Annotated in this window: 19 protein-coding genes and 1 tRNA gene; 9 read left to right on the top strand and 11 right to left on the bottom strand. The window is 60.7% G+C overall.

All coding sequences use genetic code 11. From position 1 onward, the window contains the following. Positions 1-7: 7 nt before the first annotated feature. The 3 genes from NFJ07_RS18050 (at position 8) to NFJ07_RS18040 (ending at position 1,930) form a co-directional block, all read left to right on the top strand. The gene (locus tag NFJ07_RS18050; RefSeq protein ID WP_269996337.1) at positions 8-1,249 is read left to right on the top strand and encodes a hypothetical protein; all 1,242 of its coding nucleotides are present in this window, start codon (positions 8-10) and stop codon (positions 1,247-1,249) included. A 63-nt stretch (positions 1,250-1,312) separates the two neighbouring features. After that, positions 1,313-1,711 carry a ribosome silencing factor gene (gene rsfS / locus NFJ07_RS18045; RefSeq protein ID WP_269996335.1) on the top strand — a complete coding sequence of 133 codons (399 nt, stop codon included), beginning with the start codon at positions 1,313-1,315 and terminating at the stop codon, positions 1,709-1,711. 143 nt (positions 1,712-1,854) lie between these two features. Then, positions 1,855-1,930 (top strand) — tRNA-Ala (locus tag NFJ07_RS18040). 80 nt (positions 1,931-2,010) lie between these two features. Here the strand turns inward: NFJ07_RS18040 and NFJ07_RS18035 are convergent. The 11 genes from NFJ07_RS18035 to NFJ07_RS17985 form a co-directional block, all read right to left on the bottom strand. Beyond that, the gene (locus tag NFJ07_RS18035; RefSeq protein WP_269996333.1) at positions 2,011-2,916 is read right to left on the bottom strand and encodes an ROK family protein; all 906 of its coding nucleotides are present in this window, start codon (positions 2,914-2,916) and stop codon (positions 2,011-2,013) included. Then, the gene (locus NFJ07_RS18030; protein ID WP_269996331.1) at positions 2,913-4,160 is read right to left on the bottom strand and encodes an AGE family epimerase/isomerase; all 1,248 of its coding nucleotides are present in this window, start codon (positions 4,158-4,160) and stop codon (positions 2,913-2,915) included. The genes NFJ07_RS18035 and NFJ07_RS18030 overlap by 4 nt, the downstream gene beginning before the upstream one ends. A gap of 5 nt (positions 4,161-4,165) precedes the next feature. After that, on the bottom strand, positions 4,166-4,978 hold the full coding sequence (locus NFJ07_RS18025; protein ID WP_269996329.1) for a carbohydrate ABC transporter permease: 813 nt from the start codon (positions 4,976-4,978) through the stop codon (positions 4,166-4,168). Positions 4,979-4,980: 2 nt separating this feature from the next. Then, positions 4,981-5,904, bottom strand: coding sequence for a carbohydrate ABC transporter permease (locus tag NFJ07_RS18020; RefSeq protein ID WP_269996327.1), 924 nt, complete (start codon positions 5,902-5,904; stop codon positions 4,981-4,983). Next, positions 5,905-7,191 (bottom strand): ABC transporter substrate-binding protein, encoded by a 1,287-nt coding sequence (locus NFJ07_RS18015; protein ID WP_269996325.1) that lies wholly within the window; start codon positions 7,189-7,191, stop codon positions 5,905-5,907. It lies immediately after the preceding gene. 153 nt (positions 7,192-7,344) lie between these two features. Further along, entirely contained in the window at positions 7,345-8,478 is a 1,134-nt protein-coding gene (gene manA, locus NFJ07_RS18010) for a mannose-6-phosphate isomerase, class I (RefSeq protein WP_269996322.1), read from the bottom strand. A gap of 138 nt (positions 8,479-8,616) precedes the next feature. Continuing rightward, positions 8,617-10,383 (bottom strand): class I mannose-6-phosphate isomerase, encoded by a 1,767-nt coding sequence (locus NFJ07_RS18005; RefSeq protein ID WP_269996320.1) that lies wholly within the window; start codon positions 10,381-10,383, stop codon positions 8,617-8,619. A gap of 101 nt (positions 10,384-10,484) precedes the next feature. Further along, positions 10,485-11,507: a LacI family DNA-binding transcriptional regulator gene (locus NFJ07_RS18000; RefSeq protein WP_269996318.1), complete on the bottom strand. Its 1,023-nt coding sequence runs from the start codon at positions 11,505-11,507 to the stop codon at positions 10,485-10,487. A 428-nt stretch (positions 11,508-11,935) separates the two neighbouring features. Further along, positions 11,936-13,903 carry a hypothetical protein gene (locus NFJ07_RS17995; protein ID WP_269996316.1) on the bottom strand — a complete coding sequence of 656 codons (1,968 nt, stop codon included), beginning with the start codon at positions 13,901-13,903 and terminating at the stop codon, positions 11,936-11,938. A gap of 45 nt (positions 13,904-13,948) precedes the next feature. Next, positions 13,949-16,306, bottom strand: a complete 2,358-nt coding sequence (locus NFJ07_RS17990) for a polysaccharide lyase 8 family protein (RefSeq protein ID WP_269996314.1) — start codon at positions 16,304-16,306, stop codon at positions 13,949-13,951. A 79-nt stretch (positions 16,307-16,385) separates the two neighbouring features. Then, a complete protein-coding gene (locus NFJ07_RS17985) occupies positions 16,386-17,393 on the bottom strand; it encodes a hydroxyacid dehydrogenase (RefSeq protein ID WP_269996312.1) in 1,008 nt (335 codons plus the stop codon). A gap of 416 nt (positions 17,394-17,809) precedes the next feature. Here NFJ07_RS17985 and NFJ07_RS17980 point away from each other — a divergent pair, with 416 nt between their 5' ends. The 6 genes from NFJ07_RS17980 to glgP all read left to right on the top strand — a co-directional run. After that, on the top strand, positions 17,810-19,069 hold the full coding sequence (locus tag NFJ07_RS17980; RefSeq protein WP_269996310.1) for an ABC transporter substrate-binding protein: 1,260 nt from the start codon (positions 17,810-17,812) through the stop codon (positions 19,067-19,069). A 9-nt stretch (positions 19,070-19,078) separates the two neighbouring features. Next, a complete protein-coding gene (locus tag NFJ07_RS17975) occupies positions 19,079-20,077 on the top strand; it encodes a carbohydrate ABC transporter permease (RefSeq protein ID WP_269996308.1) in 999 nt (332 codons plus the stop codon). After that, positions 20,074-21,003 carry a carbohydrate ABC transporter permease gene (locus tag NFJ07_RS17970; protein ID WP_269996306.1) on the top strand — a complete coding sequence of 310 codons (930 nt, stop codon included), beginning with the start codon at positions 20,074-20,076 and terminating at the stop codon, positions 21,001-21,003. Before NFJ07_RS17975 ends, NFJ07_RS17970 begins: the two co-directional genes overlap by 4 nt. Before the next feature lie 131 nt (positions 21,004-21,134). Continuing rightward, a complete protein-coding gene (locus NFJ07_RS17965; RefSeq protein WP_269996304.1) occupies positions 21,135-22,259 on the top strand; it encodes a substrate-binding domain-containing protein in 1,125 nt (374 codons plus the stop codon). A 230-nt stretch (positions 22,260-22,489) separates the two neighbouring features. Then, positions 22,490-23,506, top strand: a complete 1,017-nt coding sequence (locus NFJ07_RS17960; RefSeq protein ID WP_269996516.1) for a LacI family DNA-binding transcriptional regulator — start codon at positions 22,490-22,492, stop codon at positions 23,504-23,506. Between the two features lie 617 nt (positions 23,507-24,123). After that, a partial coding sequence (gene glgP, locus NFJ07_RS17955; RefSeq protein WP_269996299.1) for an alpha-glucan family phosphorylase occupies positions 24,124-25,025 on the top strand: 902 nt, incomplete at its 3' end.

Here is a 25,025-nt window from a genome sequence, read left to right as displayed (position 1 = left end):
GTTTTGAATGAGCCAGGAACAGCCCCCCATCCGTAGCCGGCGTGAGCTTCGACGAGCCCGGGACGAACGCCTGGAAGAAACCGGCGCAGGCCCGGCAGTAGCCGAGGCCGTTACCTCCGACGACGCCAACCACGTGTCCGGGGACGCTTCGGCCAATCGGGTGCGTCGGGTAGCCGATGCTCCGCTGGACGCTAAACCTGCTGCGGAACGTTCTTCGCAGGCGCGTGCACGCGATCGCGCCGCCCTCCGCGCCATCAAGGAACTCGCGGACAAGGAGCAGCAGCTTTCCCGCGGCGGTCCGCCCACGCGCCGTCAGTTGCGCCTGCAGCAGCTGCAGGAAGAAGTTGCCCCGGGCACATCAGCGATCCCCGTTGTCGCGGCACCCGGATCCGGGCCGAGGACATCCAGCATCCCGGTCCAGGCTTCCGGCAAGCAGCCTGGTTCGGCTCACACTGGAACACCGCCAGGCGGTGGTGTCCGCGTTACGGCAGGTCCGCCTACCGGTGCCCCGGAAATGACCGTGGAGCAGGCCTTGATGGCCCGTGAGCTTCTGGCTGCCCAAGCGAACAATCAGTCCAACAAGCTTGAGCACATCGCGGCAATGGAATCAGCGGTGCAGAAAGTCCCGGCCGCTGAATCTGAGGTTTCCGGCGCGGACGCTGAGCCGGAGGATCCAGTTGTTTTGGCCGAACAAATCGCCCAGGCCGAACGCGAGGCGATCCTCAACAAGAGGGCAATCGCCAAGCAGAAGCTCGCCGAGCAGAACAGCCGTCCTTCCGGTCCGGTCCGTGCGGAACCTTCTGTAGCCAGCAACCTGGCCATGGTGACGCCCCTGGAATTCGTGAAAATTCCGGGACTCGAGCGTCCCGTCATGAAGCCGCCCGGCACCACCTTTGTTCCTCTTGTGACCTCTCCTGCGCCGAAACTGAAGCCTGGGCAGTCGGCGTCGGGCAAGCCACGCAGCCTGCGCGGCCGGGCAGGAGTGCTGGCGCGCGCGGAGGCCGCTGCGAAAGCGGCAGGTCGACGCCCGGCGTCGGGCTCCGCATCCGATGGCGAGGCATTCGCGGAAGCGGCCGAACATCCGCCCATTTCGGCAAGTTCGGCTTACGGACTTGAACCGCTCGACGCCGCGACGGCGGGACTTGGGCGGGCGCAGCGTACCCGGCTTCTGGTCCTGGGACTCGTTGGCATCGGAGCCATCGCCCTGATTGCGGGCATCATCATGATCACCAGCGGACTTTCCCGCTGACCACAAAGGCTTTTGCCACCAAACAGGCTTCGTCCATTCTCGAAGCCGCATACAAGGAGTCCCGTGACTGCACATGAACAATCCGTCCTCTTGGCCCGCCACGCCGCCCGCGCGGCAGCGGACAAGCTGGCCGAGGACATCATCGCCCTGGACGTCAGCGAACGCCTGGCCCTGACTGACATCTTCCTGATCGCCTCGGCCCCGACCGAACGCCAGGTCAACGCCATTGTCGACGGCATCGAGGAAGAGTTGCTCAAGCAGGATCTGCGGCCGGTCCGCCGCGAAGGGCGTTCCGAGGGCCGCTGGGTCCTTTTGGACTACGCCGACATCGTTGTGCACGTCCAGCACTCCGAGGACAGGGTCTTCTATGCCTTGGAACGCCTCTGGAAAGACTGCCCGGTAGTGGAGCTGGAGCTCGGAGACGACGCCTCGGCGAAGGCTCCTGCCGTCGAGGAATCCTAGGCGCCAAGCCGCAAACCAACTGAATATGCCCGATTTGGAATTTTCGGAAATGCTGTTCTAAGATATTTGAGTTGCTTCGGAGGAATCCGAAAGCTGGAGGAGATTTTCAAGCCAGTTCAGGGTTCGTGAAGCAGCGAGAATATGGGGCTGTGGCGCAGCTGGTAGCGCACCTGCATGGCATGCAGGGGGTCAGGGGTTCGAGTCCCCTCAGCTCCACCATTTACCAAAAAGGGAACCACCAGATCTGGTGGTTCCCTTTTTTGGTGTCGGTGTGCCGCGAGGCGCGCCTGTCGAGGCGTCTATTGCCCGACGGGCATCGCGGATGCGGCCGCACCGATAAGCGGAGCGTCCTCGGGAAGCTCGGCGAGCCGCAGGGCCATTTGCGATAGTTCCGGACATGCGCCGATGAGGCCGGCCCGGAAAGGACGCTCAAGGATATCCCAGGAGCCTGAGATGGAGCCGCCGACGACGACGACACTGGCCTTGAAGGAAACAGCCCAGGGCGCCACCGCATCACCAAGTGCCAGCATTGAGGCGTCTATGACCGAGGTTGCCTCGGCCTCGCCAAGCCGGGCCAGCTGTGCGATCTCGTGGACGTCCAACGCCTTCCCGGTCAGCTGTCGATACCGCCCACGGATCGCTCGACGGGACACGGTTTCTTCCAAGGGCCGGCCGCGCCAGGTGATCAGGTGCGCGCTACCATGAGGGGGCACCTCTGGGCCCTCGTTCACGGGGACTCCGTGATCTATGAACGCCGAGCCGACTCCGGTGCCGAGCGTCAGGCAAAGGGCCCGTTCATGGCCGCGTCCGGCGCCGGCGGCACATTCTCCCATTCCAAAAGCATCGGCGTCGTTGAGGAACCGGACCGATAACGGGCGAGGGAGGATCGACTCGCTGAGGGCAGAACCCAGATCGAAACCGTTCAGTCCGTCGAACTTGCCGACATTTTCAAAGCGTCCGATGCCTCGTTCGTAGTTGAAGGGACCGGGCACGGCCACCCCCCATGGCAGGGATGCTGTCACTTTCAGCTTCGCGGCCGTGGCTGCCAGGACTGTCACCAACTCCGTGGCTGGGGCGTGCGCATTAAGCTGCGACCTGTATTGTTCAACAACGAATGGAGCTTTTTGGCCGATTGCGATCAGGGCCGCGGTTACGTGCGTGCCGCCGATCTCCAGAACCGGGATTTGCTCGATGGACCGGCTCATCGGATGCGTCCGTCGTGCGCAGCCCGGGCCAGTCCGCATGATGAGTCGGCTCGCGCGTACAGGGTTGCCTGCAGCGCGTGATAGAGGTCCGGCTTACCGGACCAGGTCTCGAATGCGGGCTTTCCAGACGAATCCAGCTCGTGCCACCAGCTTCCGGACTTGAGGTCCATGACGCTCAGGCTAATGTATGACCAAAACCTTCGGTACCACGCTTCATATGTCGGATCTGATGTGACCCGATAGAGGTATACGGCGGCTCCGACTGCTTCGGCCATGGCCCAATGCATTGTGTTGATATTGACTGGGTTTCCTCCCGAGTCGACCGTATAGACGATGCCGCCCGTTTTGACGTTCCAGCCGTCGCGCGTTGCGGCAGCGAACAACTGGCAAGCAGCCTCCGGAGCCCAGTTCAGCCTGGACCCGGGGAGCGCATTAAGTTGGAGGACGAGCCTGGCCCATTCGAACCAGTGACCGACTAGGGAGCCGTACGGGCGAAACGGATCGGCCCGGCCGTCGATGTTGTAGGCGGGATCCGCTACCCAGTTTTCATCGAAATGCTCAGGGATTCGCCATTTTGAGCTTTCACCGTTCCGCACGATGATGAGCTCGCTGATGCGTTCGGCGCGGCGCTGGAACTTGGAGTCCCCGGTGGCTTCGAAGGCGGCAATATAGGCCTCGGTCAGGTGCATGTTGGCGTTCTGGCCGCGGTAGCCCGGTTCAAGGACGGTCCAGTCTGCCGTGAGGGCGTCAACCACAGCACCCTCATCTTCCCTCCAGAAATGCTTGTCCAGGACTGCGTCGACGTGGCTAAGGAGGTTGGCTGCGCCGTCCAGGCCGGCTTGCGTGGCCCCTGCTGCTGCCAGCAAGACGAATGCGTGGGCGTAGGCGTTCTTGGTGGTGTCCAGTGGAGCGCCCGTTCTGGAAATGGAGTTGAACCACCCGTCGTTGTCGGTGTCTAGGAACGCCTCGGATAAAGCTTGGAGCCCGCGTCGGGCAATAGTGGCGGCGCCCGGTCGACCCATAAGGTGTGCCAAGGCGAAGCAGTACACGAGGCGCGCTGTCGCGTAAAGTTCGCGGGCGCCGTCAAGCAAAGGCTTGCCTTCGCGATCCAGTGGGGCGAAGCCGATGTCGCCGGCCAGAGCGGGCAGCTCGTGGAATTGAAGGAGACGCTCCTGTTCCCTCTTCAGCCATCTGTGATGGGCATCGAGGTCCATCCAAACGGGACCTCGTATGTTCACTGTCATGGATTTCACCCGACGGCCTTCAGGCTGGAAACAAAGAACCGTTGGCAGGCTATGAAGAGCACAACCGTCGGGAACGAGGCCACAATTGCAGCGGCGAGGGTGACGGGTGGGCCGAGACTGGCGAATCCGCCGCTGACTTCCGCTAGTGCAGCCATCACCGGGCGGCGATCTGGGCTGGTGGTTAGCGTGATGCCAAAGAGCAGGTCGTTCCAGACCCACGTGAACTGGAAGATGAAAGCTGCCAGGAGGGAGGAACGGATGAGGGGGAAATGAATGCGCCAGAAGACCGTTGCCCAGCTCGCCCCGTCCAATTGGGCCGCTTCAGTTATTTCAGTGGGTAACGTACTGAGGTAGTTGCGGACGATGAAGAAGGCAAAAGGCACGCAGATCGCGGCGTAGATCAGGATCATTCCGAGGTTAGTGTCGTAGAGACCAACGGCGACGTAGGCCTTGAACAGCGGGGCAAGGAAGATCTGCAGGGGGAGGAGCGTCCCGAGATAGATCAGCCAGAACCAAAGTGTGGGTCGCTTTAGGGGCATGATGACGACCGCATATCCCGCCAGCGCGGCAGCTAGGACTGCGAGGGCGGCAGCCGACAGCGAGTACATCAGGCTGTTGAGCAGCCCGTCACCGAATCCAGAGTCGGTCCAGGCAGTGGACAGGTTCTGGAAGAAGGCGAGACCGGTGGGCATCCAGGCAGGATTGCCGGAATATTGCTTTGCCGGTGTCATGGAATTGACGACCATCAGGTAAACGGGCATTAGCCATAGCAGGGCCAGGGCCCAGACGAGGGCGCTCCTGAGAGCACGGACGATCATGGTCAGCCTTTCTTAAGTTGCCGTTGCAGGTACAACCAGGAGGAGGCCACAACGATGATTGCTAGGACGACCGCCACGGCGGCGCCTGCGCCGTAGTCGCTGAGGATGAATGTTTGGCGGTACATGGTCACCGCCAGTGTTTCTGAAACACTTCCCGGGCCGCCCTTTGTCAGGAGCCAGATGAGGTCGAAGACTCTGAGGCTGTTGGCGATGGACATTCCGATCACCACGATCATGACGGGGCGAAGTTGAGGGAAGACGATGTGCCAGAACAGTCTCGCTCCGGAGGCTCCGTCCAGCGACCCTGCTTCGAGTGTCTCCGCTGGAATGGCCTGAAGGCCGACAAGGAAGAGGATGACGCACACTCCAGTTGCTTGCCAGGTGTTGGCGACGATCATCACCAGCGTGTTGTTCGGCCATTCGAGGAGCCAGCCGGATGAGGGCGGAGTCAAGCCGAAGAAGCGGATGGCCTGGTTGAGGGCTCCATCAGATCGGAGAATGAACCCCCAGATGACTGCCGTGGACGCCCCGGAGATCGCGTAGGGAAGGACGAACGCAAAACGGAGCCAACGGCCGCCAGGTATCGAGTTTGTCAGGATGGCTACAAGAAGACCCACTCCCACTGGCAGGATCAGTGTTCCTATGGTCCACATGAACGTATTCGCCAGGGACCGGACGAACGAGGGGTCATTGATCAGGTCACCGTAGTTTTGCAGGCCTATGAAGCTAGAGGTGATCCCGTTGTCGCTTGTGAAGCTCTGGTACACGGTTACAGCAAAGGGGACCAGCAACATGATCGCGACGAGTCCCAGCGCTGGGAGCAGGAAGGGGATGGCTTGCGCCCGTGCGCGTGAATGATTCGCCGCCCGGCGGCGGGAGATGGTCGCATCTCCCGCCGCGGACTTTGGAACTGTGGCGAGAGCCATCTATTTTCCTGCTTTCCACTTGGCCCATTCGCTGTCCGCGAGGGACTGGAGCTTATCCAGAGTGGGCGCAATGTTGGATTGGCTCGGGTTGACCATGAAGCTTGCCAGGATCTGCACGCCGCCCTCGATGAGAGCAGGGGGGCTGGCTTCCCAGTAGCGGTTCAGCTCGGTCGGCTTGGTGTTGGCGACCTGGTCGGTCACAGACTTGAGGGTGGGATCATCGGTGATTACCTTCGGGTTCGCCGATGTGTCCTTGATCTTATTGACCCAGGGGGTCTGGACATCAGGGTTGAGCCATTCATCCATGGTCTTAAGGGCCTGGTCTTTGTGCGGTGCTTTCGCTGCCACCGAGATCACTCCGGACTCCACGATGACGGACTGTTTGGCTCCGGGGTCAACCATCGGCAGGACGTAGGCCCCGTAATCCTGAGAGGTCATTCCGTTGCTTGTGAAGGTGCCGTTGCGCCATGTGCCCATCGGAACCTGTGCGACGGTACCCTTCTGGAAGAGCGAAGGCTCGCTGTCCCACGCGGTGTCAGCGGGGGTGAAGTATCCCTTGGCGGACATATCGCTCCAGATGGCCATGGCCTTCTGGGCGGTAGGGTCTGTGTACTTGGCATCACCCTTCATGAGTTTGGCGTAGAAGTCGGGGTCCAACTTTGAGAGGATCTCCTCGAACCAGATAAATGACGTCCAGCCCGCTTCCTGAGTGGAGAACAGCGGGGCTACTCCGGCCGTCTTGATCTTGTCGTTGTTCGACATGAATTCGGCCCACGTGGTTGGCGGTTTGATCCCGACCTTGTCGAAGACCTTCTTGTTGTAGAACATCACCCAGTAGCTCTTGTAGAGGGGCAAGCCGTAAACCTTGCCGTCGTAGGAGAAGCTATCCTTCGTCTCAGGAGAAACCCATCCCTTCTGGACGGCGTCGTTCCACTGGGTGGTCAGATCTTCAAGGCCGCCGGATCGGGCCAGGTCCTGGAGCCGGTAGCCGTTCCACCATTTGACCAGGTCGGTCGTGCTGTTCGTCTGCAGTGACGAGCGGATGACCTGCTGGTAGTTCTCAGTGGACGGAACGTTGCGGGGGTCGATTGTGCTTCCGCCGACCTTGGAGAGGGCGTCGCCTGCGATCTTGTAGGCCGCGACGAAATCCGATCGGTCACCGTTCAGTGTGATGGAGCCGGAGCCGGCATCCTTGGTGCTGGACGAGCCAGGGGTACAGGCCCCCAAAGCGAGGCTTAGGGTGACCGCAGCAGCGGTCACTCCTGCCCACTTGAGACTGATCCTCATACCGTTCAAAACATCCTCCTTGATGTGGACAAGCGCCGGCGCTGATGGTCGGAAGCTTGGGGGTTGTTAACGTTATCTAACGCTTTTGGTAACGATACCATTTTTGGTTTTGGGTGACTAGAGGTGAAACAAAGACGATTCGGCGAATCGGGACTATTTTGAGGTCGGAACTGTCATGCTCTGACCTGCGGCAACAAAAAGCTCGGCATTCCCGGTCACCGAGGCCGGGGATTCCTGATCGGAGAGATAGGCGGCCTGGCCTTGCTGCAGGACGTGACCGTTGAGGATGGCTTTTCCACGGGTGCAAACCGCGATTGCCGGGCCATGGAAGGAGACTGTCGAGTTGAGGGCAGGACCGTCGAATCTGGCCAGGGCATATTCAGTCACCGGCGGACGGAAGACCTCGATCCCGGCGGCTGTCGTTTCAGATGCTAGCCGAAGCGAAGAGGTTGGGATGAAGGTTGCAGTGTCCAGGAGAGCATCCACGTCCACGTGCTTCGGCGTCAGGCCGGCACGGAGCACATTGTCGGAGGCAGCCATGAGTTCGACGCCAAAGCCTTTCAAATAGGCGTGCACTACCCTGGCGCCGACGAACAGTGCCTCGCCACGTTTGAGCGAGATCCGGTTCATGAGGAATGCGACTGCAATACCGGGATCGTTTGGATAGACAACGGCCAGCTCGCGCACCGTTTGCCAATCTGACCCGGTTCGTTGCTGCGCCGCTTCAACAAGTTCATCGATCGCGGCTGCGGCTTTTCGATCGTTACTTAAGAGCCATCGCACTGTCTCTCCGAGGTGCTCCCCGGAACTGACGCTCTCGAGCAAGGCTTGCATGCCTTTGCCCCGTGAGGTCTCGGCCGCGAGTGATTCTGCCGATCGCTCTGCCGTGCGGAACCCTGCGAGTACGTCAAAACGATCGCTTAACGCCACTAGCATTTCGGGCTTGTGCATTCGGTCCTTGAAATTCCGCCTTGGCGCATCCAGTGCGATCCCGGCACGGTCTTCGCGGTCGAAGCCCTGCCTTGCTTGCTCCGAAGAGGGGTGGACCTGGAGCGAAAGCGCGGAATCTGCAGCCAGAAGCTTCAGCAGGAAGGGCAAGCGGCCTACTTGGTCGAGCGATTTCCATGCGGTATCTGGTGTGTCGATCCGCGAGGGACCGCCCGGGTGGGTGCCAAGCCACAGTTCGGCTTCGGGCTGATCAGTGGAGGGTCGGCCTTGTAGCGTGGCGATTGCTGATCGTGAGCCCCAGGCATAGGGGTGCGGGGTGTTCGAGATATCGAGATACATGATGCTCCAAGAGACGTAGGGTACTCGGAACCCTCAGCGCAGTAGCGGAGCCCAGTCCGGCTGTAACTACTTGTGGGGGCTGTTGGCCCCAGCGGTGAGGGAGGCGAACTTGGACTCGCGCTGCCGCCCGTGGTGCCCCTACTTGCCGAAGCCGGGGCGCTCGGTACCGCGGACGCTGGCTTTGAGGGTTCCGAGCTTTTGGCCTTCAGCCCCACCATGGGGTCGGATGATGTATTCGCCGACCTGGGCAGGAATGATGAAGGTCTCAGCGTAATGAACGATGAACGGTTCAAACCCGCCGGTCGGGCTCTCGACAATGGCTTCTGACCCCTCCACCAGGTTGATTACGTTGACGGTGCCCTGCGTGTCATGAAGGACCGGCTTCGTAAACCAGTGGCGACGGGTTTCGATGAACTCGAACTCGTGCAGCCCGGTGCGCTCTTCGACCCATCCGTCGCCTTCTTCGATCACTTGGACTTGGTCGACCAAGTTCTCGGTGGTCCATTTCGTGCCGCGGTCCCACTGGATGTTCTCCTTGGCGTGTTCAAGGTGGATTGGCCGTGGAATGCCGTCGAGACCCACGCGGTCCCAGTCCCACATTTTGAAGGTGAAGATGAACGGCGTTGCCGAGATTTCGAGCACCATGGAGTCGGCACCTGAGCAATGGACCGTACCTGCGGGGATCAAGAAGTGGTCGTGCTTTTTCGCCGGATACATGTTGACGTACTTCTCAGCGTCGAAGGATTCGACTCCCGTCGAGGCGGTTTCGAGCGCCGAAACCATCTCGTCAGGGTCGGTACCGTCCTTGACACCCAGGTATACAACCGCATCTTTGGCCGCGTCCAGCAAGTAGTAGCTTTCGTCCTGGGTGTAGTTCATCCCGAACGTGTCTTTGATGTACTCAGTCAGTGGATGGACCTGCAGTGAGAGGTTCCCGCCTTGCATTGTGTCGAGGAAGTCGAAACGGATCGGGAATTCCGCGCCGAACCGAGCAAATGTCAGTTCGCCGAGCAGTTCGCGCGGATGCCGGAAAACGAGGTCGATGGAGGGCAGCTCGAAGTGTTCCCCCTCGACCTCCAGCAAAAGGCTGTTCTCTTCGGGGACGCAGTCGAAGCACCATGCATAGTTTTCTTCGTCATCGTTCAGACCGCAAACATCCTTCATCCACTGTCCGCCCCAGACGCCGGGATCGAAAAACGGAACCACCCGAAATGGCTTGGAGGCGGTAAGCGCAAGGCCTTCGCGGAACGTGTCACCAGTGATTACTTTGGCTTCCGTTGTCGACGCATTGGTGTCGATCACGAAATCGAGTTTCGAGAACAGATCCTGCTTGTGCCGGTCGGCGACCCGCCATTCGATGAAAAAGCCCCGCTTGTACTTGCGCAGATTGTCTTCGTCGAAGTTCGTACTGCGCCAATTCGGGAGGCCTTTGCGCTGCCTTTGCTGAATTTCCCAGCGGGCCAGATCAGCCAAAGCGAGGACATCGCGGTTGGGCGCTGCCAGGGCCGCCCCCCACCCAAAAATGACGGTCGGGCCCTGAGTTGCGATGCGGGCGATTTCCTCGAGCCGGTCCTCGACATAGAAGCTTGTCAGGCGAAGGTGGCTCATGACACCGAACACGCGGTCATCGGTCAAATTCTGGTCGATCATCGCGTCGATCTCAGCTGTCGGCCTGGCTGCGTGTTTTTCGACATCGATGACCGTGTAGCCTGCGAAGGCAGCGCCCAATTCCTTGTGCAAGGTTTGGATGTCTGTTCCTGGGTAGCAGTCGACGACGATTGTGGGAGCAGCTGAACGGGACTCGGCTACTCGTCGGATCTCTGCCCAGGCCGCCTGACCGCTCCAGATCCGATGCGAAATTCCCATCCGCGTGGCTGGCCATTTGTCGTACTTAGACGCTGGCATTCAGGTCTCCGTTTCTTCTTCCCGATTGATAACGTTATCAAAATTGCCGAAACCGACATGCCAGAGCATGTGGTCGTAATTGTTGGTCTTTGTGTACCGCGCTAGCCGAGAAGGCGAGTCGGGAGCTGAATGTGGCGGACTTCGCTGTCGTCGTCCTCATGTTCGAGGCGGTGCAACAGTAGCTTCCCGGCCTGGCGTCCGAGCTCACGGGCGTCATGGTCAATGACCGTCAGTGCAAAGGGCATCATGTCTGACAGTTCGAAGTTGTCGAATCCAACCACCCGTAGGGTTTTCGAGGAAGCGGTTGCTGCGGCGCCGCGGAGGATTCCGATTGTGCTGCGGTTGTTGGCGCTGAAAACCGCGGTCGGTGCTTCCTCCATGCTGAGCAGCTCCTCAATGGCTTGCTGCGCGGTTGTGGTGTTGTGCTGGCCGGACTTCACAAGATCCGGGTTGACTTCCAGTCCCGACTCCCGGTGGGCCTTGACAAATCCTTCGAAACGGCGCTTCCCGGTGAAGAGAGACGTGTTGCCCACGAACGCGATGCGCTTGTGACCTTCCGCAATGAGTTTCTTGGTTCCGAGGTATGCGCCGTTGATGTCGTCGATGAGTACGGTGTCCGCTTCGAAGCCTTCAAGTTCGCGGGTTGCCAGGACCAGCGGTGTGGATCCGAGGAACTTTTCCGTGAGGTGTTCGGTGGCTCCACCGGAGGGTACGACGATAAGACCATCGACCTGCCGGCCGACAAAGTCCGCCGTCAACTGTCGTTCGCGTTGCGCATCTTCACCGCTGTTCCCAACAAGAAGCCGCAGGTTGTGCGCGGCCAGGGTTTCCTCGATCCCGAGCTGGACCTCCGCGTAGTAAGGGTTCGCGACGTTGGTGATGATGACGCCAATCAATCCTGTGCGCTGACCCGGTCGGAGGCTCCGCGCGTTTTCGTTCTTGCGGTATCCCAGCGCCTCAATGGAGGCCAGAACGCTCTCCATCTTGGCCGGCCGTACGTTCTTCCCCCCGCCGAGCACACGTGAGACGGTCATGGTGCTGACCCCTGCGTGCGCGGCGACATCGTGGAGTGTCGGAACGGCTGATGAGCGACCTTGGCGGTTCGCCTGGGCGTTCGCTGCCATGCGCGTCTACCTGCTCTTCCCCCGGAAATCTGCCGGACGCCGATGTCTAGACCCCAATGACCGTTGGTCGGCTCCTCGGGTCACTCAATACATTCATGATCATGGCACACTTTGGGATCGTTATCAAACAATATTGTTAAGCGTTATCAACATTGGCCTGCCAGAGTTTTCCACTGAAGCGACCACGCAAAAGAGGAATCAAGGTGGAATTTGGGAGCACGGTCCCGCGGACATCCAGGACGGATTCACCGCACAGCAGTCCGACTTCGCGGGCGCAGTGGCCAGAAACCCTCCAAGGTCCCGACAGAACATGCCCGGCATGTCGTCGAGCTAGTCCTCGCGGCCTACCGCTCGGCCGCGGGGGCTTTGACCGTCGAGTTCGGGAACGTCCGCGCCTGAAGCCGACGGACGTTCCCGACTTGAGTAGGTCAGGACATCTGGTACAGCCGCACGCCGAGTCCTTCGATGTCGTCGGTGTACCTGCCCTTTGTCTTACCGAGGCTCCGGCGTTCGTAGAGCACCTGCACCGGGCCGTTCCCCGGTGCGGCGAATGAGACGGTGCGGGCTTCTTCGGACAGGTTGACCATGAATAAGTAGTCGCCGTTACCAAAGCGTCGCGTAGTCCACCGCAGCTCATCATTGCCAGCGACCCGGATCGACGGCGCCCGTTCTGTGGAGAGGATGACCGGTGAGAGCTCCCGGATCTGGGTCACGACCGTTTTCGCATTGTCCAGTAGCCTGCGGTACGGGACACCGCTGACGTCGTTCTCGATGTCGAATCGGGAGTAATACAGCAGGCCGGTCGCACCGGCCACGATGGCCTGCCACGACATGCTCCTGACCTCGGCCAGGTTCGGTGGACGCACCCCGAAGTGCTTGTAGTTGCCGAGGTTGTGCAGCTGGATGACCGGCCAGATCGCGGTGTTGGGCAACTCCCGCACGGTTGCTTCGGTGTGGGTGAAGACACGGCGCGGGATGTCGGTCGGCTTGCCGAAGATTGGATACGGGTCCGTACCGAAGGCGTCGGTGACATACTGGGCGTCGTCACCGGCCCACACGCGGTAGTCGACCGAGTAGCTCGGGTGGTTGGGATCGTTGTCAGTAACCGACGTATATCGCGGACGGAGGCGGCTGGCCTCGCCGTCAGCGGGGGTCTCGTCATTGATGTACCAGCCCAGGAGTGAGGGGTGGCTCTTGTACTGGTTGATCTGCTTGGCGTCGGCATTCTGATGATTGAACAGGGTCGTCATCCCGCGCGCTTGGGTCTCGTCGAGAATCTGCGGGGATGGTACGTGGTAGGACAGGACAGTGGTGAACCCCGCATATCTGAGATCGTCGAGGTTCTGCACGGTGGTCGGCCCGTTGTACGCCCCGATCGGGAAGTACAGCTCGCCATTGCGCCGAACCCTTCCGTGCGAGTCGAGATAGCTCGTTGGCACTTCATCCACACGGAGCTTCCGAAGGGCGAACGTCTTCTCCGAGGCGGTGGCGCCGTCGCGGTTGCGCACGCTCACCCGCAGTTGGTAGGACCCGTCGCGCAGCCTTGAGACCGGGCTGGTGTACCTCAGCTGGGGCGAGCCCTTGAAGGACTTGGAGTCGACGCGCTTGCCGGCGGCGTCACTGAGTTCGACCTGTACCTGGTAGTCGGTGGCACGGCTGCCGGACGGCGGGAACACGCCGATCCGTAGATCGATTTCCTGGTGTTCTCCGGGAATGAGCAGGCCGCGATAGGCCGGGGCCGCGAGGGTCGCCCGCAGGAGGCGCGGCGTGTATTTGGTGATGGTGAGATCGTCATACCAGGCCGTCCCCGTGGCGCCGCGACCAAGGAAGAAGATGGCTTTCATGTACGCGGCTCCAGTCGGTGCCACCTGCGGCGGGACCGTCAGCTGCACCCACTCGGTGGATTGGGTTGTGCCCGTGTAGCCGCCGGTGAGGAAGGTGCCGTCTTCGGCGTACCACTCCACGCAGACCGATGCCCCGCCGTTTTGCATGCCGGCGGTCTTCACCCAAACGGAGGCCGATACGGGAACGTACGCGTCGGTGGTCCCCGGGATCTTCCTCCCGGCAAAGACGTAGGTGGTGCTGTCTGCCCGGGTGTAGCGCAGCGAGGCAGCGCCGGTGCGGTGCTGTGCCGAGTCGTAAGCGGTGTAATCCGATATCCATTCAACGTCCAAGTCCTCGAACGAGGTCTGGTAGACGACCCCGGGCGTCGTGTCCAGCAAGTTCGCCCTAGGCACCGAGGCGGTCTCCTGGCTTGCTTGAGCGGAGCCTGGAAACAACGCCGGACCGATGAGCCCGAGCGCCGCGCCGCCGAGCATCAGCGTTCGTCGGGAAACTCCGGATTTCCGGCCTTCGTCGTCCGGGGTCGCGGCGTACGGGTGACTGGAGTCATTCACAATTTCTCCTGTGCGGTCGATATGGTGCGTTCTGTATGGGAGGTGCTATGGGTGCAGTTCGAAGTTCACGCTGGATCCTGCACATCCGGCGGTAGGCACGCGCAGCGTGAGCGTCCCTGTTGCGTCGCGCTCCAGTTGGACCCTCGCTGCAGAATTCACGCGCTTGAATTTGGTTCCGGCGAGGATGAGAACCACTTCGGCGGCAGATCCGGTCGGATCCGACACCGCGAGCTTGGCGATCCCCGGTGACTGCCAGCACAAGACGACGGCGGCTTTGTCGGAAGCGAGTTCTCCCACCTGAGCCGGCTGCCAGAAAGATACGGCCAGTAGTTTGCCGATTCTCGCGCCCTGGGCCTTCGCATCGTTGCGGAGTACTTGCGGCACAGTCCACGAAGCTGTCTGCTCCGGAGTTGCGCCGGGCATGAGGGCGTAGGCGTAGGACGCTCCTGTCGGCCCTGCACCGTGGTCGATGACCATCGTGGCGTACTCCCTATCGAGGATCTGGGTAGGGCCGTTGCTGTTGACGTCCCGCCAGGCGCCCGAGCGTCGCTCCCGCTGGACTGTCAGCGGCTCGGAGCCCAGAAGCAGATAGCCGCCGACGCCTTCTACGTGCGCCCAGCGGGCGGCTGGGTGAACTGACGGGGCGCCGGATGACGCTGGCAGCACTGCTCCGTCGATGGTGATCTTCCTGCCACCAGTTGCACCGAGGTTCCGATGCTCCACCACGCTCTCTACGCTGGCTCCGCTGCCGGTGTGGATGTCCGAGCCAAGGGCCAACACCATCTCGGGCGTGAAGAACCAGGACTTTCGCGCGCTCAGTCCTGTCCCTCCCGGTCCCACGAGATGGAAGCCGACGGCACCGAATCCGTCCCGGGATGCGCCGCCGGTCCATTCATTGGCGGGAGCCCTCGAAGCCCATTCGCCTTCGACTTTGGGTGGCAGCGGGGTGGTGTCCGCCGTGATGCCGGGCAGGCGGTTGAGGTTGGCGGTTGGCCAAAAGTTGTCGTCCCAGTGTCCTGCGTCGGCACCGTAGAGGTAGAGGAGTCCGGAGCCGGTGTGGTAGCCGGTGTTGTTCTCACCGTTTCCGCATTCGTACCATGCGATGCGGCGGCTTGACAGGCCAAGCGCTGTAACCCACCCGTCGCCGCGGAACACTGAGCGGTCCATGGCTGGGAAATATGTGTGGCCCGTTGGTTCCGGCTCGGCCACGGTCGTTGTGGCGAAGAGCTCTTTGATGAGGGCGACGCGGGTGATGCTGGCCCAATTCAAGGGACGAGTGACAGTGTTGCGGTGAAGCCAGCCCAGGCAAAGGGAGCGCCAACGTGCGGACGTCGCGGCATCGACACCGCGCGCCAGCCAGAGAATCGCCTCGATGGCCGCGATGCCATCGTCAAATCCGCGTGAATCGGCTCGGGAGATCGCCCGTCCGCGTACTGAGTCCATCATCAAACCGTCGTGGATGAACGGCGCAAAGGAACGTTCGACAACATCGAATAGGATGCTGCGGGAAGGGTCCGAAACAGGGTAGGCAGATGGTCCCAGCAGGGAGAACAGCCGGGCCAGCCCATTGAGCAGGACGACGCCGTACGTACCCGTGTATCCGAGCTTGAAGTGCTGGATGAAGGAACCGTCTGGATAGAAGCCGTCGCCCTTGGTGACGTATTGCCAGGTCGGGCTGAGCGCTGTGATCGCCGCCTGCAGTCGGGCCGTGTCCCCACCTACTATGGACCGGATGATGATTGCCCGGCAGATGTCCACACGGTTGGCGCCCTCGGAGATCACCTTGCCGCGGCTGTCCGGGAACTGAAGCGTCGGGTCCGGGATGAAATGATCTATCGCCGCGCAGTATTGGGCCACCTGCGCTTCGCTGACATGTTCCCGGACTACTGCCAGTGCGTCCGCGAGGGCATTTGGTGTGCCGATCTCCCAGTTCCACCAGTTCCCGAATTCCTGCTGACTGTCGTTGTAAACAAGCCGGTGACCGTCTTGAAGCCCGGCTAGGATCTCGGCCAGCACCGTGGGGCTGCCTTGATGCCTAGAGCCGGGCGTGGCCCAGGCTGTGGCCATCTGTGCCAGGCGCTCGTATGTAATGGTGATCTTTGGATCGGCGCTGAGGTCGGCGTCGGTGAAGATCCTGGTCCTGGAGTCAACGGTGACAAGCAAGGATCGCGAGCGATCCACCACGCTGTCCAGACGCCTCAAAGCGCTGACGAGGTCCTGGTCCGCCGTCGTTATCACTGTACGACCGGTCAGCTGGTCCACCCAGCGTTGCCGGAGCATTTCGAGGTCCGCGTCCGGAGCGGCGTTCGCGATCGGGGCGAAGGCGCTGCCCAAAGCAACAGCCAGGGCCAGGGTTCCGGTTCCGCGGAAGAGATTGCGTCGGGAGACATTTAGTTCAGACACGGTAACGCTCCTTGTTAGTGGTTGGAATCAAATAGTCCAGCCCGGTTACGAGGGAGAAAGAATAGGGATGCAGGGCTGGCTAAGCCGAGTAGGACAGGAATTCGGGCTTTACCTTGCCAAGTAACGGCCTTTCGCCAACGAACCGGCTGACTTCGCGGAAGGCTGCGTCCCCGAGGCGGCGGAGTTCATTGCCCTGTGAACCGGCAATATGGGGCGTGAGAAGCAGGTTGGGGGCTTCGAACAGGGGCGAATGCCTGGGAAGCGGATCTGGGTCAGTGACGTCAACGACGGCGTTTAGGCGCCCCGAATCCAGTTCGGCCAAAAGTGCATCGGAGTCCACCAAGCTTCCCCGTGCGGTATTGATCAGGGTTGTGCCTGAGCGCATCAATGAGAGAGCGGCCGAGTCGATCATGTGGAAGGTTTCAGGGATGGCCGGCGCATGAAGACTGACGACGTCGCTCGTGCGAAGCAGCTTATCCAAGGTCACGGGCCGTGCGCCGAGAATTTCGTGAGTGACGAAAGGGTCGTAGAACACTGGGTCCACATCGAAAGGTGCAAGCAGCTCGATGACGCGTCGTCCGATTCGTGAGGCACCGACGATGCCTACTTTGAGACCGTAATTCCCCCAGAAATATGGTTCCTCTTCAAAAGGCCGGAACTGCTTTGTTGTTCGGTAAGCGCAGGCCAGTTCGAATACTCGCTTGCCCGACATGAGAATGGCTGCGAGGGTGAATTCGGCCACTGGGAGTGCGTTGATGTCCACTCCTGAGGTAACCGTGATGCCGCGCCGGAAGAGTTCGTCGGTCGCAAAGCCCTTGACGGAGCCGGCCGTGTAGATGACCGCGCGCAATTGGGGCATTCTGGACAGCGTCCGTTCGTCAAGTAGCGGGCATCCCCACCCACCAATAAGCAGTTCAAGTTCATCCAGGTCCGCATCGGTAGCGATCTCCTGGGTAATTGGCTTCGGATGAAGCTGCAGCATGGCATCAAGGTCGTGTCGTACCTGCCGGGAAAACAAAAGCTCCGGGAGATGTGGGTGCATGGCCAAGGCGGCCTTCGGCCGCTTAATGGTCGCTAATTCGTTCATGGGTACTTGAGTGCTCCTTGTCAGTGCCGGATATGCCCGAGTAAAGCGACAATGCGACCAACCTGGCTTCCGGGGAGGCATGCACGAGGGGCTGTGTCCTGCCGCCCGGGGGCTCGTGTGGTGACGCGTGCGGTGAAATGCGATGTGGGGCTCTCGTCCGCTTCTTACACGTCCGTCTCGCCCCAACTTCATGGTGGTGACGGACGCCGAAGCGGTCAACCACAAACGATCAAACAATCAAATATGGTCTGAAATTAAATGAATTTATCCGCCGGTCGGGGCAGGTCCGACATGATCGTTTGATCGTTTCCGCTTGACCCGTTCATTATTTCCCGATCACCATGGGTGTGACTAGGGACACATCGAAAGGGGTCACTATGCGAAAATGTCGCAGAGCACTCATGATTGCCATCGGGATGCTTACAGCCGTGGTCGTGGCCGGCTGCTCCTCCGCTGGCGGGACTACTGACACTGCATCGAAAGAGACGACGGAAATTACGTTCTCTTCCTGGTTGAGGGGATCGAAACAGGTAGTAGACGCCTACAACAGCGCGCAGAACGAGGTGCACGTTACATTCAAGGAGGTGGCGAGCGCCGGGGATAACTACACCCAACTGACGAACCAGGTGAAGGCTGGAAATGCTCCGGATGTGGTCACGGTTGAGTACACGAGGGTCACTGAGATGGCAAGCCAGGGAGTCCTTAAGGACATCAGCAAGGAAGCCGGAACCCTAGTCAAAGACAGTTACCCTCCATTCATTCAGTCGTTGGTGAATTTCGGGGGCTCGACCTGGGCGGTGCCGTTGGACGCAGGCGTCCTGCAGCTTTACTACCGCGCAGATCTTTTTGAAAAGTACGGCATTTCCGTGCCGGCGACATGGGAGGAGTACAAGGCCGCGGCCAAAAAAGTAGCAGCTGCAGACCCGGAGGCGCGGATTGGCGCAAGCGCTGCCGGCGACTCCGTGCTCTATGCTGCACTGGCTTGGCAGAACGGCGCCAAGTGGGCTTCTCTAGAGGCAGATGGCTGGAAGATCAACATCGACACCCCGGAGACCCGGGAGGCGTTCAAGGTTCAGCAGGATCTGCTGGACGCCAATCTCGTATGGAGCGACAAAGGTCCGGTCTTGAAACAGAAGCAGGCCTCCGGCAAGATCCTGTCCGTCATCAGCGGATCCTGGTACGCAGCCGGTCTGCAGGCCAGCTTCGCAGATCAGTCCGGCAAATGGCGCGTTGCACCGTTGCCGTCCCCGACATCGAAGCCGTCCGCGGCCCTCTATGGCGGATCGACGTTCGGCCTTTCGCGGAACAGTTCAAAGGCCGATGCCGGGATGAAATTTATCAAATGGATGACCACCAACGCCGATGGGATCAAGGCACGCGTTGCCGGCGGTTCGTCCAGTGTCTTCCCTGTGAATGAAGAAGCTCGCAAAGCCGCAGCAGAAGCCTTCAAGACGGAATTCTTCGGTGGCCAGAACATCTACGAAGTTGCCACGAAAGGCATGGCCGCCGTCCGGGAAGGCTGGGTGTGGAGCCCTGCCTACGCCACCACGGCTGCAAAACTCGAAGACGAGAGCACCAAGGTGGAAAGCGGCGCATCCAGGTTTGCGGATATCTTTGGCCCCGCGCAGCAGGCAACGGTGTCCGACCTGAAGAACCGTGGCATCTCCGTAAGATAATCACTCCGCGTGGCTGCCGATCTGATGGTCGGCAGCCACGCCAAGGCACACCGGAAGATGCGCCTTCCGAAGGGAAATTCAATGCTAACCGCCACCACAACCACCCAAACCAAGGTCGCCCGCCGTTCGCGACGCAGATCGGGCACGCACGCTCTCCTGTTCCTCGCTCCGTTCTTTGTCCTATTCATTTCTTTTACCATCGCTCCCGTTGCCTATTCCGGTTTTCTCAGTCTCTTTACGGAGAAGACCAGTGGGCTGGGCTTTGGCGGGGCGACGAAGGCATTCGTCGGCCTGGCAAACTATCTTCGCGCTATTCAAGATTCCGGCTTCCTTTCGGGGTTCCTGAACATCGCCATGTATTGCTTGCTGTACATCCCAGTCATGATCGGTTTAGCGTTAGTCATTGCGCTCCTCCTGGATTCCGCAGCGGCACAGGCGAAATCGTTCTTCCGCTTGGCCTTCTACCTGCCAAACGTCGTCCCCGGACTCATAGCTGCAATCATCTGGATGTACCTGTACACCCCAGGCATCAGCCCCTTGGTCGATGTATTTGAAACAACCGGGGCGACGTGGGACTTGGGAAGCCAGTTGGCCGCACTGTTCTCCCTGTCCAATCTCGCCATCTGGCTTCACACCGGGTACAACGTCATTCTCTTCTACGCCGCACTGCAAGCCGTACCGGAGGATATCCTCGAAGCCGCAACCGTCGATGGTGCCGGGGCCGTCCGGATAGCCCTTGCCATTAAGGCGCGCATGATCTCAGGCGCAGTCACGGTTGCCACTCTGTTCACAGTCGTCGGAGCCATGCAGCTATTCGCGGAGCCACTCCTCCTCAAATCACTCTCGAGGGCCATCGACGGCGGCTGGACACCAAACATGTTCATCTTCCAGACTGCCTTCGACAGGCACGACTTCGGGTACGCAGCAGCCACCTCGCTGTTGTTTGCAGTGCTCATCGGAGGACTTTCCTGGGCTGTCACCAAACTCGGATCAAAGGTGAATTCATGACTCCCGCTGCCCTCACTACGCAAACGCCACAAGCGCGGCGAACCCCACCACGGGAGCAGGGGCGGGATTCAGCGTGGCGGCCGCAACGCGGCATGAACTGGTCGTCGAAAACGGTCGTCAACCTCGTGCTTGTGCTCTTCTGCCTTTACACCGTCCTTCCACTGACATGGCTGCTGATCGCAGCAACAAAGAACACCTCCGACCTCTACGGCACCCCCGGGTTCACCTTCGCAGATTTGAATCTGGTGGATAACCTGATCGAACTCTTCACTTGGGAGGGCGGTACATACTTTCGGTGGCTGCTTAATACCTTTGCCTACGCAGGCCTTGGGTCCTGCGCATCTGTGGCTGTATCTTTCCTGGCCGGCCACGCTTTCGACAAGTTCGACTTTCCTGGCAAGGAGCGCTGGTACGGGTTTGTCCTGGTGGGGGTTCTGGTTCCGGCCGCGGTCACCACCATGCCCTTGTATCTCATGGCGTCCGGCATCGGGCTTGTCAATACTTTCTGGGGAGTGTTCCTCCCCGGCATAGCCAGCCCATTCGGCGTATATATTGCGCGAATCTTCAGCTCAAGCTACGTGCCCAAGGAAATGATCGAGGCTGCGCGGCTGGACGGAGCAGGGGAGTTACGGATATTTCTCAAAATTGCAGCCCCGTTGATGAAGCCAGGAATAGTGACGGTCTTCCTCATGTCATTCAGTGCGACCTGGAACAACTTCTTCCTACCGTTGGTGATGCTCAGCGATTCCGATCTCTTTCCGGCCGCCCTCGGCATCTACACCTGGCACAGCCGGGTGGGGGCCGATCCTGAATTCGCGCACCTGGTGGTCATCGGTTCCCTCGTCACTCTCATCCCCGTCGTGGTGCTCTTCGCTTCGCTCCAGAGATTCTGGAAAGCAGGCATAGGGTCAGGAGCCCTCAAATGACCATGATCCCCCCGATGCGGGCGAATGAGGAGATTTACTGACGAAATGATGCGCAAACGATCAAGAACTGTATCATCAGCTCAAACTCTGGGTCAGCAAGCGGCACGCTCGGTAAATCCTTCGGAGGTTAGGTGAGGGCAAAGGACCGGTACGCAGCCATTGAACGGGAACTCCGTTTGCACGGCAAAGCCAACGTGAATTGGTTGGCGAAGGCTCTGGGAACATCGGTAATCAGCATCCGCAGAGACCTGAATGTGCTTCAGGAACGCGGTGTCGCGAAGAGGGTGCACGGCGGCGCGGTATTTGTGGGAGATCCGCTGCGTCCGCAAAGCGTTCCACACACCGGTCCAAACCATTCTGGAGCAGACGCACAGGGCGCCGGGGTGTTCGCAGAACGATCTCCGAAACGGGATGAAGAAATCATCGGACTGATCGTCCCGGGGGCAGCGTACTACTATGCGGGGGTCATCGCCGGAGCAGAGGAGATGGCCAATTCTCTGGGATTCAGGCTCGTTCTTGCAGTATCTGGGTATTCCGGAGAACGCGAGCGCAAGCAAGTTGAGCGCCTCATTGAGATCGGAGCCAAAGGTCTCATCATCGCCCCTTCGGTACATGCCTCCGAGGACGGCACTACGTATGACCTGCTGTCCGGCCTGAACATTCCGGCCGTCCTCATGGAAAGGAACGCCGACCTCCAGAGACTTGACGTGGTTTACTCCGATCATGCCGTTGGAGCCGCCGAAGGACTGAAGCACCTTGCCGACCTTGGCCACATGGGTGCAGCCCTAGTCGCAGGGGCGCACAGCCCCACGACACCGGGTCTGGCTTCCGGCTTTGAGCGCGCCCAAAAGTGGTTTCATCCCGAGCGTTGCCGCATATTCCTTGTGCCTTCAGTTCTCTGGGACGAGGAAAGAACGAAGCAGCTCCATGACGCCCTGGACTGGTGTCTGGCACACGGAACCACAGCCGTTCTCGTCCATTCCGACGAGATGGCTCTCCTGTTTGCGCAAATTGCCGTGGCCCGAGGACTCAGGATACCCGCGGATCTTTCCATCGTCGCCTATGACGATGAAATTGCAGCCCTAGCTGACCCACCCTTGGACGCAGTGTCCCCGCCAAAGCGCGAAGTAGGCCGCCAAGCCGTGAAATTGTGCTCTGAACGATTGGAAGCAGGCGCCGCCGCACCACCGCGGCACATAGGGCTTCTTCCCCAATACATCCATCGCAGATCCACCGCACCGCCGCAGCAGGGCTGACTCGCATGGCCGTCAGGATCTACAGGAGCGCGATCCACATCCGACGGAAAAGCTGAACCGCATGCTCGCTTAGCCGCCGAGTGTATGCAACAGTGGGCTCAGCATGCCTCCACCAATTTGCCAACCGATTACGGTTTACTATGAGGCATCACCGTCCGGCGGACTGCGGTTATGCGCGGGCCTATCGCCGACCAGTCACCGACAATGCAGGGGGATAGTCCTTGGTAACTATGGCCGATGTTGCGCGAGTAGCCGGCGTTTCCAGGAGCACTGTGTCCTATGCCCTCAGCGGTGTCCGGCCGATTGCGCCCGAAACGCGTGAGCGCATCCTGAAGGCCATGTCCGACCTTGGCTATACGCCGAACCTGCTCGCCCAGGGTTTGGCTGGCAAGCGGACCGGCATTGTCTCTTTGATTTTTCCGGTCGGGGAGCAGGGCATGAACACTACGGAATTCGAATACGTTCAAGGCGCTGCCGAACAAGCGCGCGCTGACGGATACCATCTTCTTTTGTGGCCGATGGACCCTGACGACCTGGGCGAGATGCATCGGGTTGTTGCGCAGGGCCTGGTGGATGGAATCCTCCTTATGGAAGTCAGGTCATTCGACGAACGGATTCCAGTCCTTTTGGAAACGGGGGTTCCATTCGTCACGATCGGACGGCCAGCGGACGCCGCTGGCCTGACCTTCGTGGACGCGGATTTTGAAGCCATGGGGGAGTTGGCAGTGTCGCACCTCGTCAGCCTGGGGCACACGGAGATCGGCCTCGTGACGCATTCGCGTGAGTCCCTGGAAACCGGCTACGGCCCGATGGTCCGATCCTGGGATGCCGTGGCAGCTGCCGCGTCACGGCACGGGATCACTGCTCGGCTGTTCCCAACCACGAGCTCGCTTGCCGGTGGTCGCGACGTGTTCGGACAGATTCTTGAGGCGTCCCCGGAAACAACCGGACTCGTGATGATCAACGAAGCGGCTACTGCAGGCCTTCTGGGTGCTGCGGCGGCCCATGGTTGGCAAGTCCCTGAGTCTCTCTCCATTGTCGCGATCAACACCAGTGCCGGGTCCGCGGAGCGCTTCATGCCCGCCCTGACGACGGCGTCCGCCGAACCCAGCGTCATGGGGCGCGAGGCAGCACAATTCCTTACCCGGCGCCTCAGGAGCGAAGGTACGGATGCCCTGCAATGGCTTGCAGAACCGGTGCTGACGTTGCGCGGAAGCACCGCCGCGGCGCGCGCCTCGCAACCGTAAATTCAGCGCACCGTCCGGGTGTAATCCGCGAATTCGAGGCATTCATTACGCGCTCCCATCGCACGTGATTGTGACATTTGACACACCGTTGCGCCGCCAACTACTGTCGAGCCATCGACCCGCGTCGACAAGGCGCGTCGACGAACGGCGATGAGATTCCTCCTAGTACAACATGGCGGATGGTCACCGATCAGTGTTCCCGGAGACTAAGGAAGTAAGTCGTGCTTGGAATCATTCGGTACCGATGCTCGGAGTTGAAAATGCGGTCGATGTCAGGCCGCCCGGAACGGGAATTCCCAGGCTTTCGCCGCGGGTCCACGAGCAACAGCGTCCCCTTATTCCAGGGCCGACAAGGCCCGGAATAGTGCGAGGACGGTAGCCGGAGACCGCCACCTGCGTCTGAGTTTCAGGACCGGGCGCCGGAGGGGCCAATGTTGCCCGCTCGAAATATGTAAGCGCTTGCCCTGCGCCGGTGGTGCCGCAGAAGCCTCCTCACCGCGCGCCCCAGTGGTCCCACCCCTAGCCAGCATCCCCAATCATCACAACAACCTCTTGGAGGTACCCCGCATGGAAACGTTGACCACACCGGCACTGTCCGCGTTCGAAGGTGGCCGGAAGTGAAAGCGATTCGACGGTTCACGGTCCGAACGGTTCTGCCGGAAGCAATCGCCCCGTTGGCACGATTGGCGAAGAACTTGCGTTGGTCGTGGCATTTGCCGACACGTGAACTGTTTTCCGCGCTGAATCCCGAGGCCTGGGAACAAAGCAAGCATGACCCCATGACCTTCCTGGGCCTGGTCAGCCGCGAGGAATTGCATGAGCTCGCAGAGGATGCCGGAGTCGTTGAGGGTGTGCAGCACGCGGCTGCGGATCTGGACCGGTACTTGAGCGAGCCGCGCTGGTACCAGGGCCTGGGTCCGGATGCTCCGGCGTGCATCGCGTATTTCTCGCCCGAGTTCGGGATCACGGAGGTGCTTCCGCAGTATTCCGGCGGCCTGGGCATCCTGGCCGGGGACCATTTGAAGGCCGCCTCGGATCTGGGTGTGCCGCTGATCGGCGTCGGGCTGCTTTACCAGGCGGGCTACTTCAAGCAGTCCCTCTCCCGGGACGCCTGGCAGCAGGAAACCTACCCGGTCCTTGACCCGGACGGCCTGCCCTTGACACTGCTGCGTGAGGAAGACGGTTCGCCGGCTCTAGTCACGCTTCCCCTGCCCGGTGACCGGAAGCTGCGGGCGCACATCTGGCGTGCCGACGTCGGGCGCGTGCCGCTTCTGCTGCTCGATTCCAACGTTCCCGCGAACGACGACGCGGCCCGCGGGATCACGGACCGCCTCTACGGCGGCGGCGGTGACCACCGCCTGCAGCAGGAACTGCTGCTGGGCATGGGCGGGGTGAAGGCGCTGCGCGTCTACCAGCGCCTCACCGGCACCCCGGCCCCGGAAGTGTTCCACACCAACGAAGGCCACGCCGGGTTCCTGGGCATCGAACGCATCCAGGAACTCATGTCCTCCGAAGCCCC

It is taken from the genome of Arthrobacter sp. B2a2-09 (assembly GCF_027587375.1).
GTDB lineage: Bacteria > Actinomycetota > Actinomycetes > Actinomycetales > Micrococcaceae > Arthrobacter.
Note: the sequence above shows the minus strand (reverse complement) of the source record. Positions and strands in the feature narration are given on the sequence as shown.

Bases quoted from the DNA above. Each gene is read 5' to 3' on its own strand.
- manA (WP_269996322.1), bottom strand. From the start codon at position 8,478: ATGTATCTCGATATCTCGAACACCCCGCACCCCTATGCCTGGGGCTCA.
- NFJ07_RS17970 (WP_269996306.1), top strand. From the start codon at position 20,074: ATGACTCCCGCTGCCCTCACTACGCAAACGCCACAAGCGCGGCGAACC.
- NFJ07_RS18050 (WP_269996337.1), top strand. From the start codon at position 8: ATGAGCCAGGAACAGCCCCCCATCCGTAGCCGGCGTGAGCTTCGACGA.
- NFJ07_RS18035 (WP_269996333.1), bottom strand. From the start codon at position 2,916: ATGAGCCGGTCCATCGAGCAAATCCCGGTTCTGGAGATCGGCGGCACG.
- NFJ07_RS18025 (WP_269996329.1), bottom strand. From the start codon at position 4,978: ATGATCGTCCGTGCTCTCAGGAGCGCCCTCGTCTGGGCCCTGGCCCTG.
- NFJ07_RS18020 (WP_269996327.1), bottom strand. From the start codon at position 5,904: ATGGCTCTCGCCACAGTTCCAAAGTCCGCGGCGGGAGATGCGACCATC.
- NFJ07_RS18000 (WP_269996318.1), bottom strand. From the start codon at position 11,507: ATGGCAGCGAACGCCCAGGCGAACCGCCAAGGTCGCTCATCAGCCGTT.
- NFJ07_RS17960 (WP_269996516.1), top strand. From the start codon at position 22,490: ATGGCCGATGTTGCGCGAGTAGCCGGCGTTTCCAGGAGCACTGTGTCC.
- NFJ07_RS17985 (WP_269996312.1), bottom strand. From the start codon at position 17,393: ATGAACGAATTAGCGACCATTAAGCGGCCGAAGGCCGCCTTGGCCATG.
- NFJ07_RS18005 (WP_269996320.1), bottom strand. From the start codon at position 10,383: ATGCCAGCGTCTAAGTACGACAAATGGCCAGCCACGCGGATGGGAATT.
- NFJ07_RS17980 (WP_269996310.1), top strand. From the start codon at position 17,810: ATGCTTACAGCCGTGGTCGTGGCCGGCTGCTCCTCCGCTGGCGGGACT.
- NFJ07_RS18030 (WP_269996331.1), bottom strand. From the start codon at position 4,160: ATGACAGTGAACATACGAGGTCCCGTTTGGATGGACCTCGATGCCCAT.
- NFJ07_RS18015 (WP_269996325.1), bottom strand. From the start codon at position 7,191: ATGAGGATCAGTCTCAAGTGGGCAGGAGTGACCGCTGCTGCGGTCACC.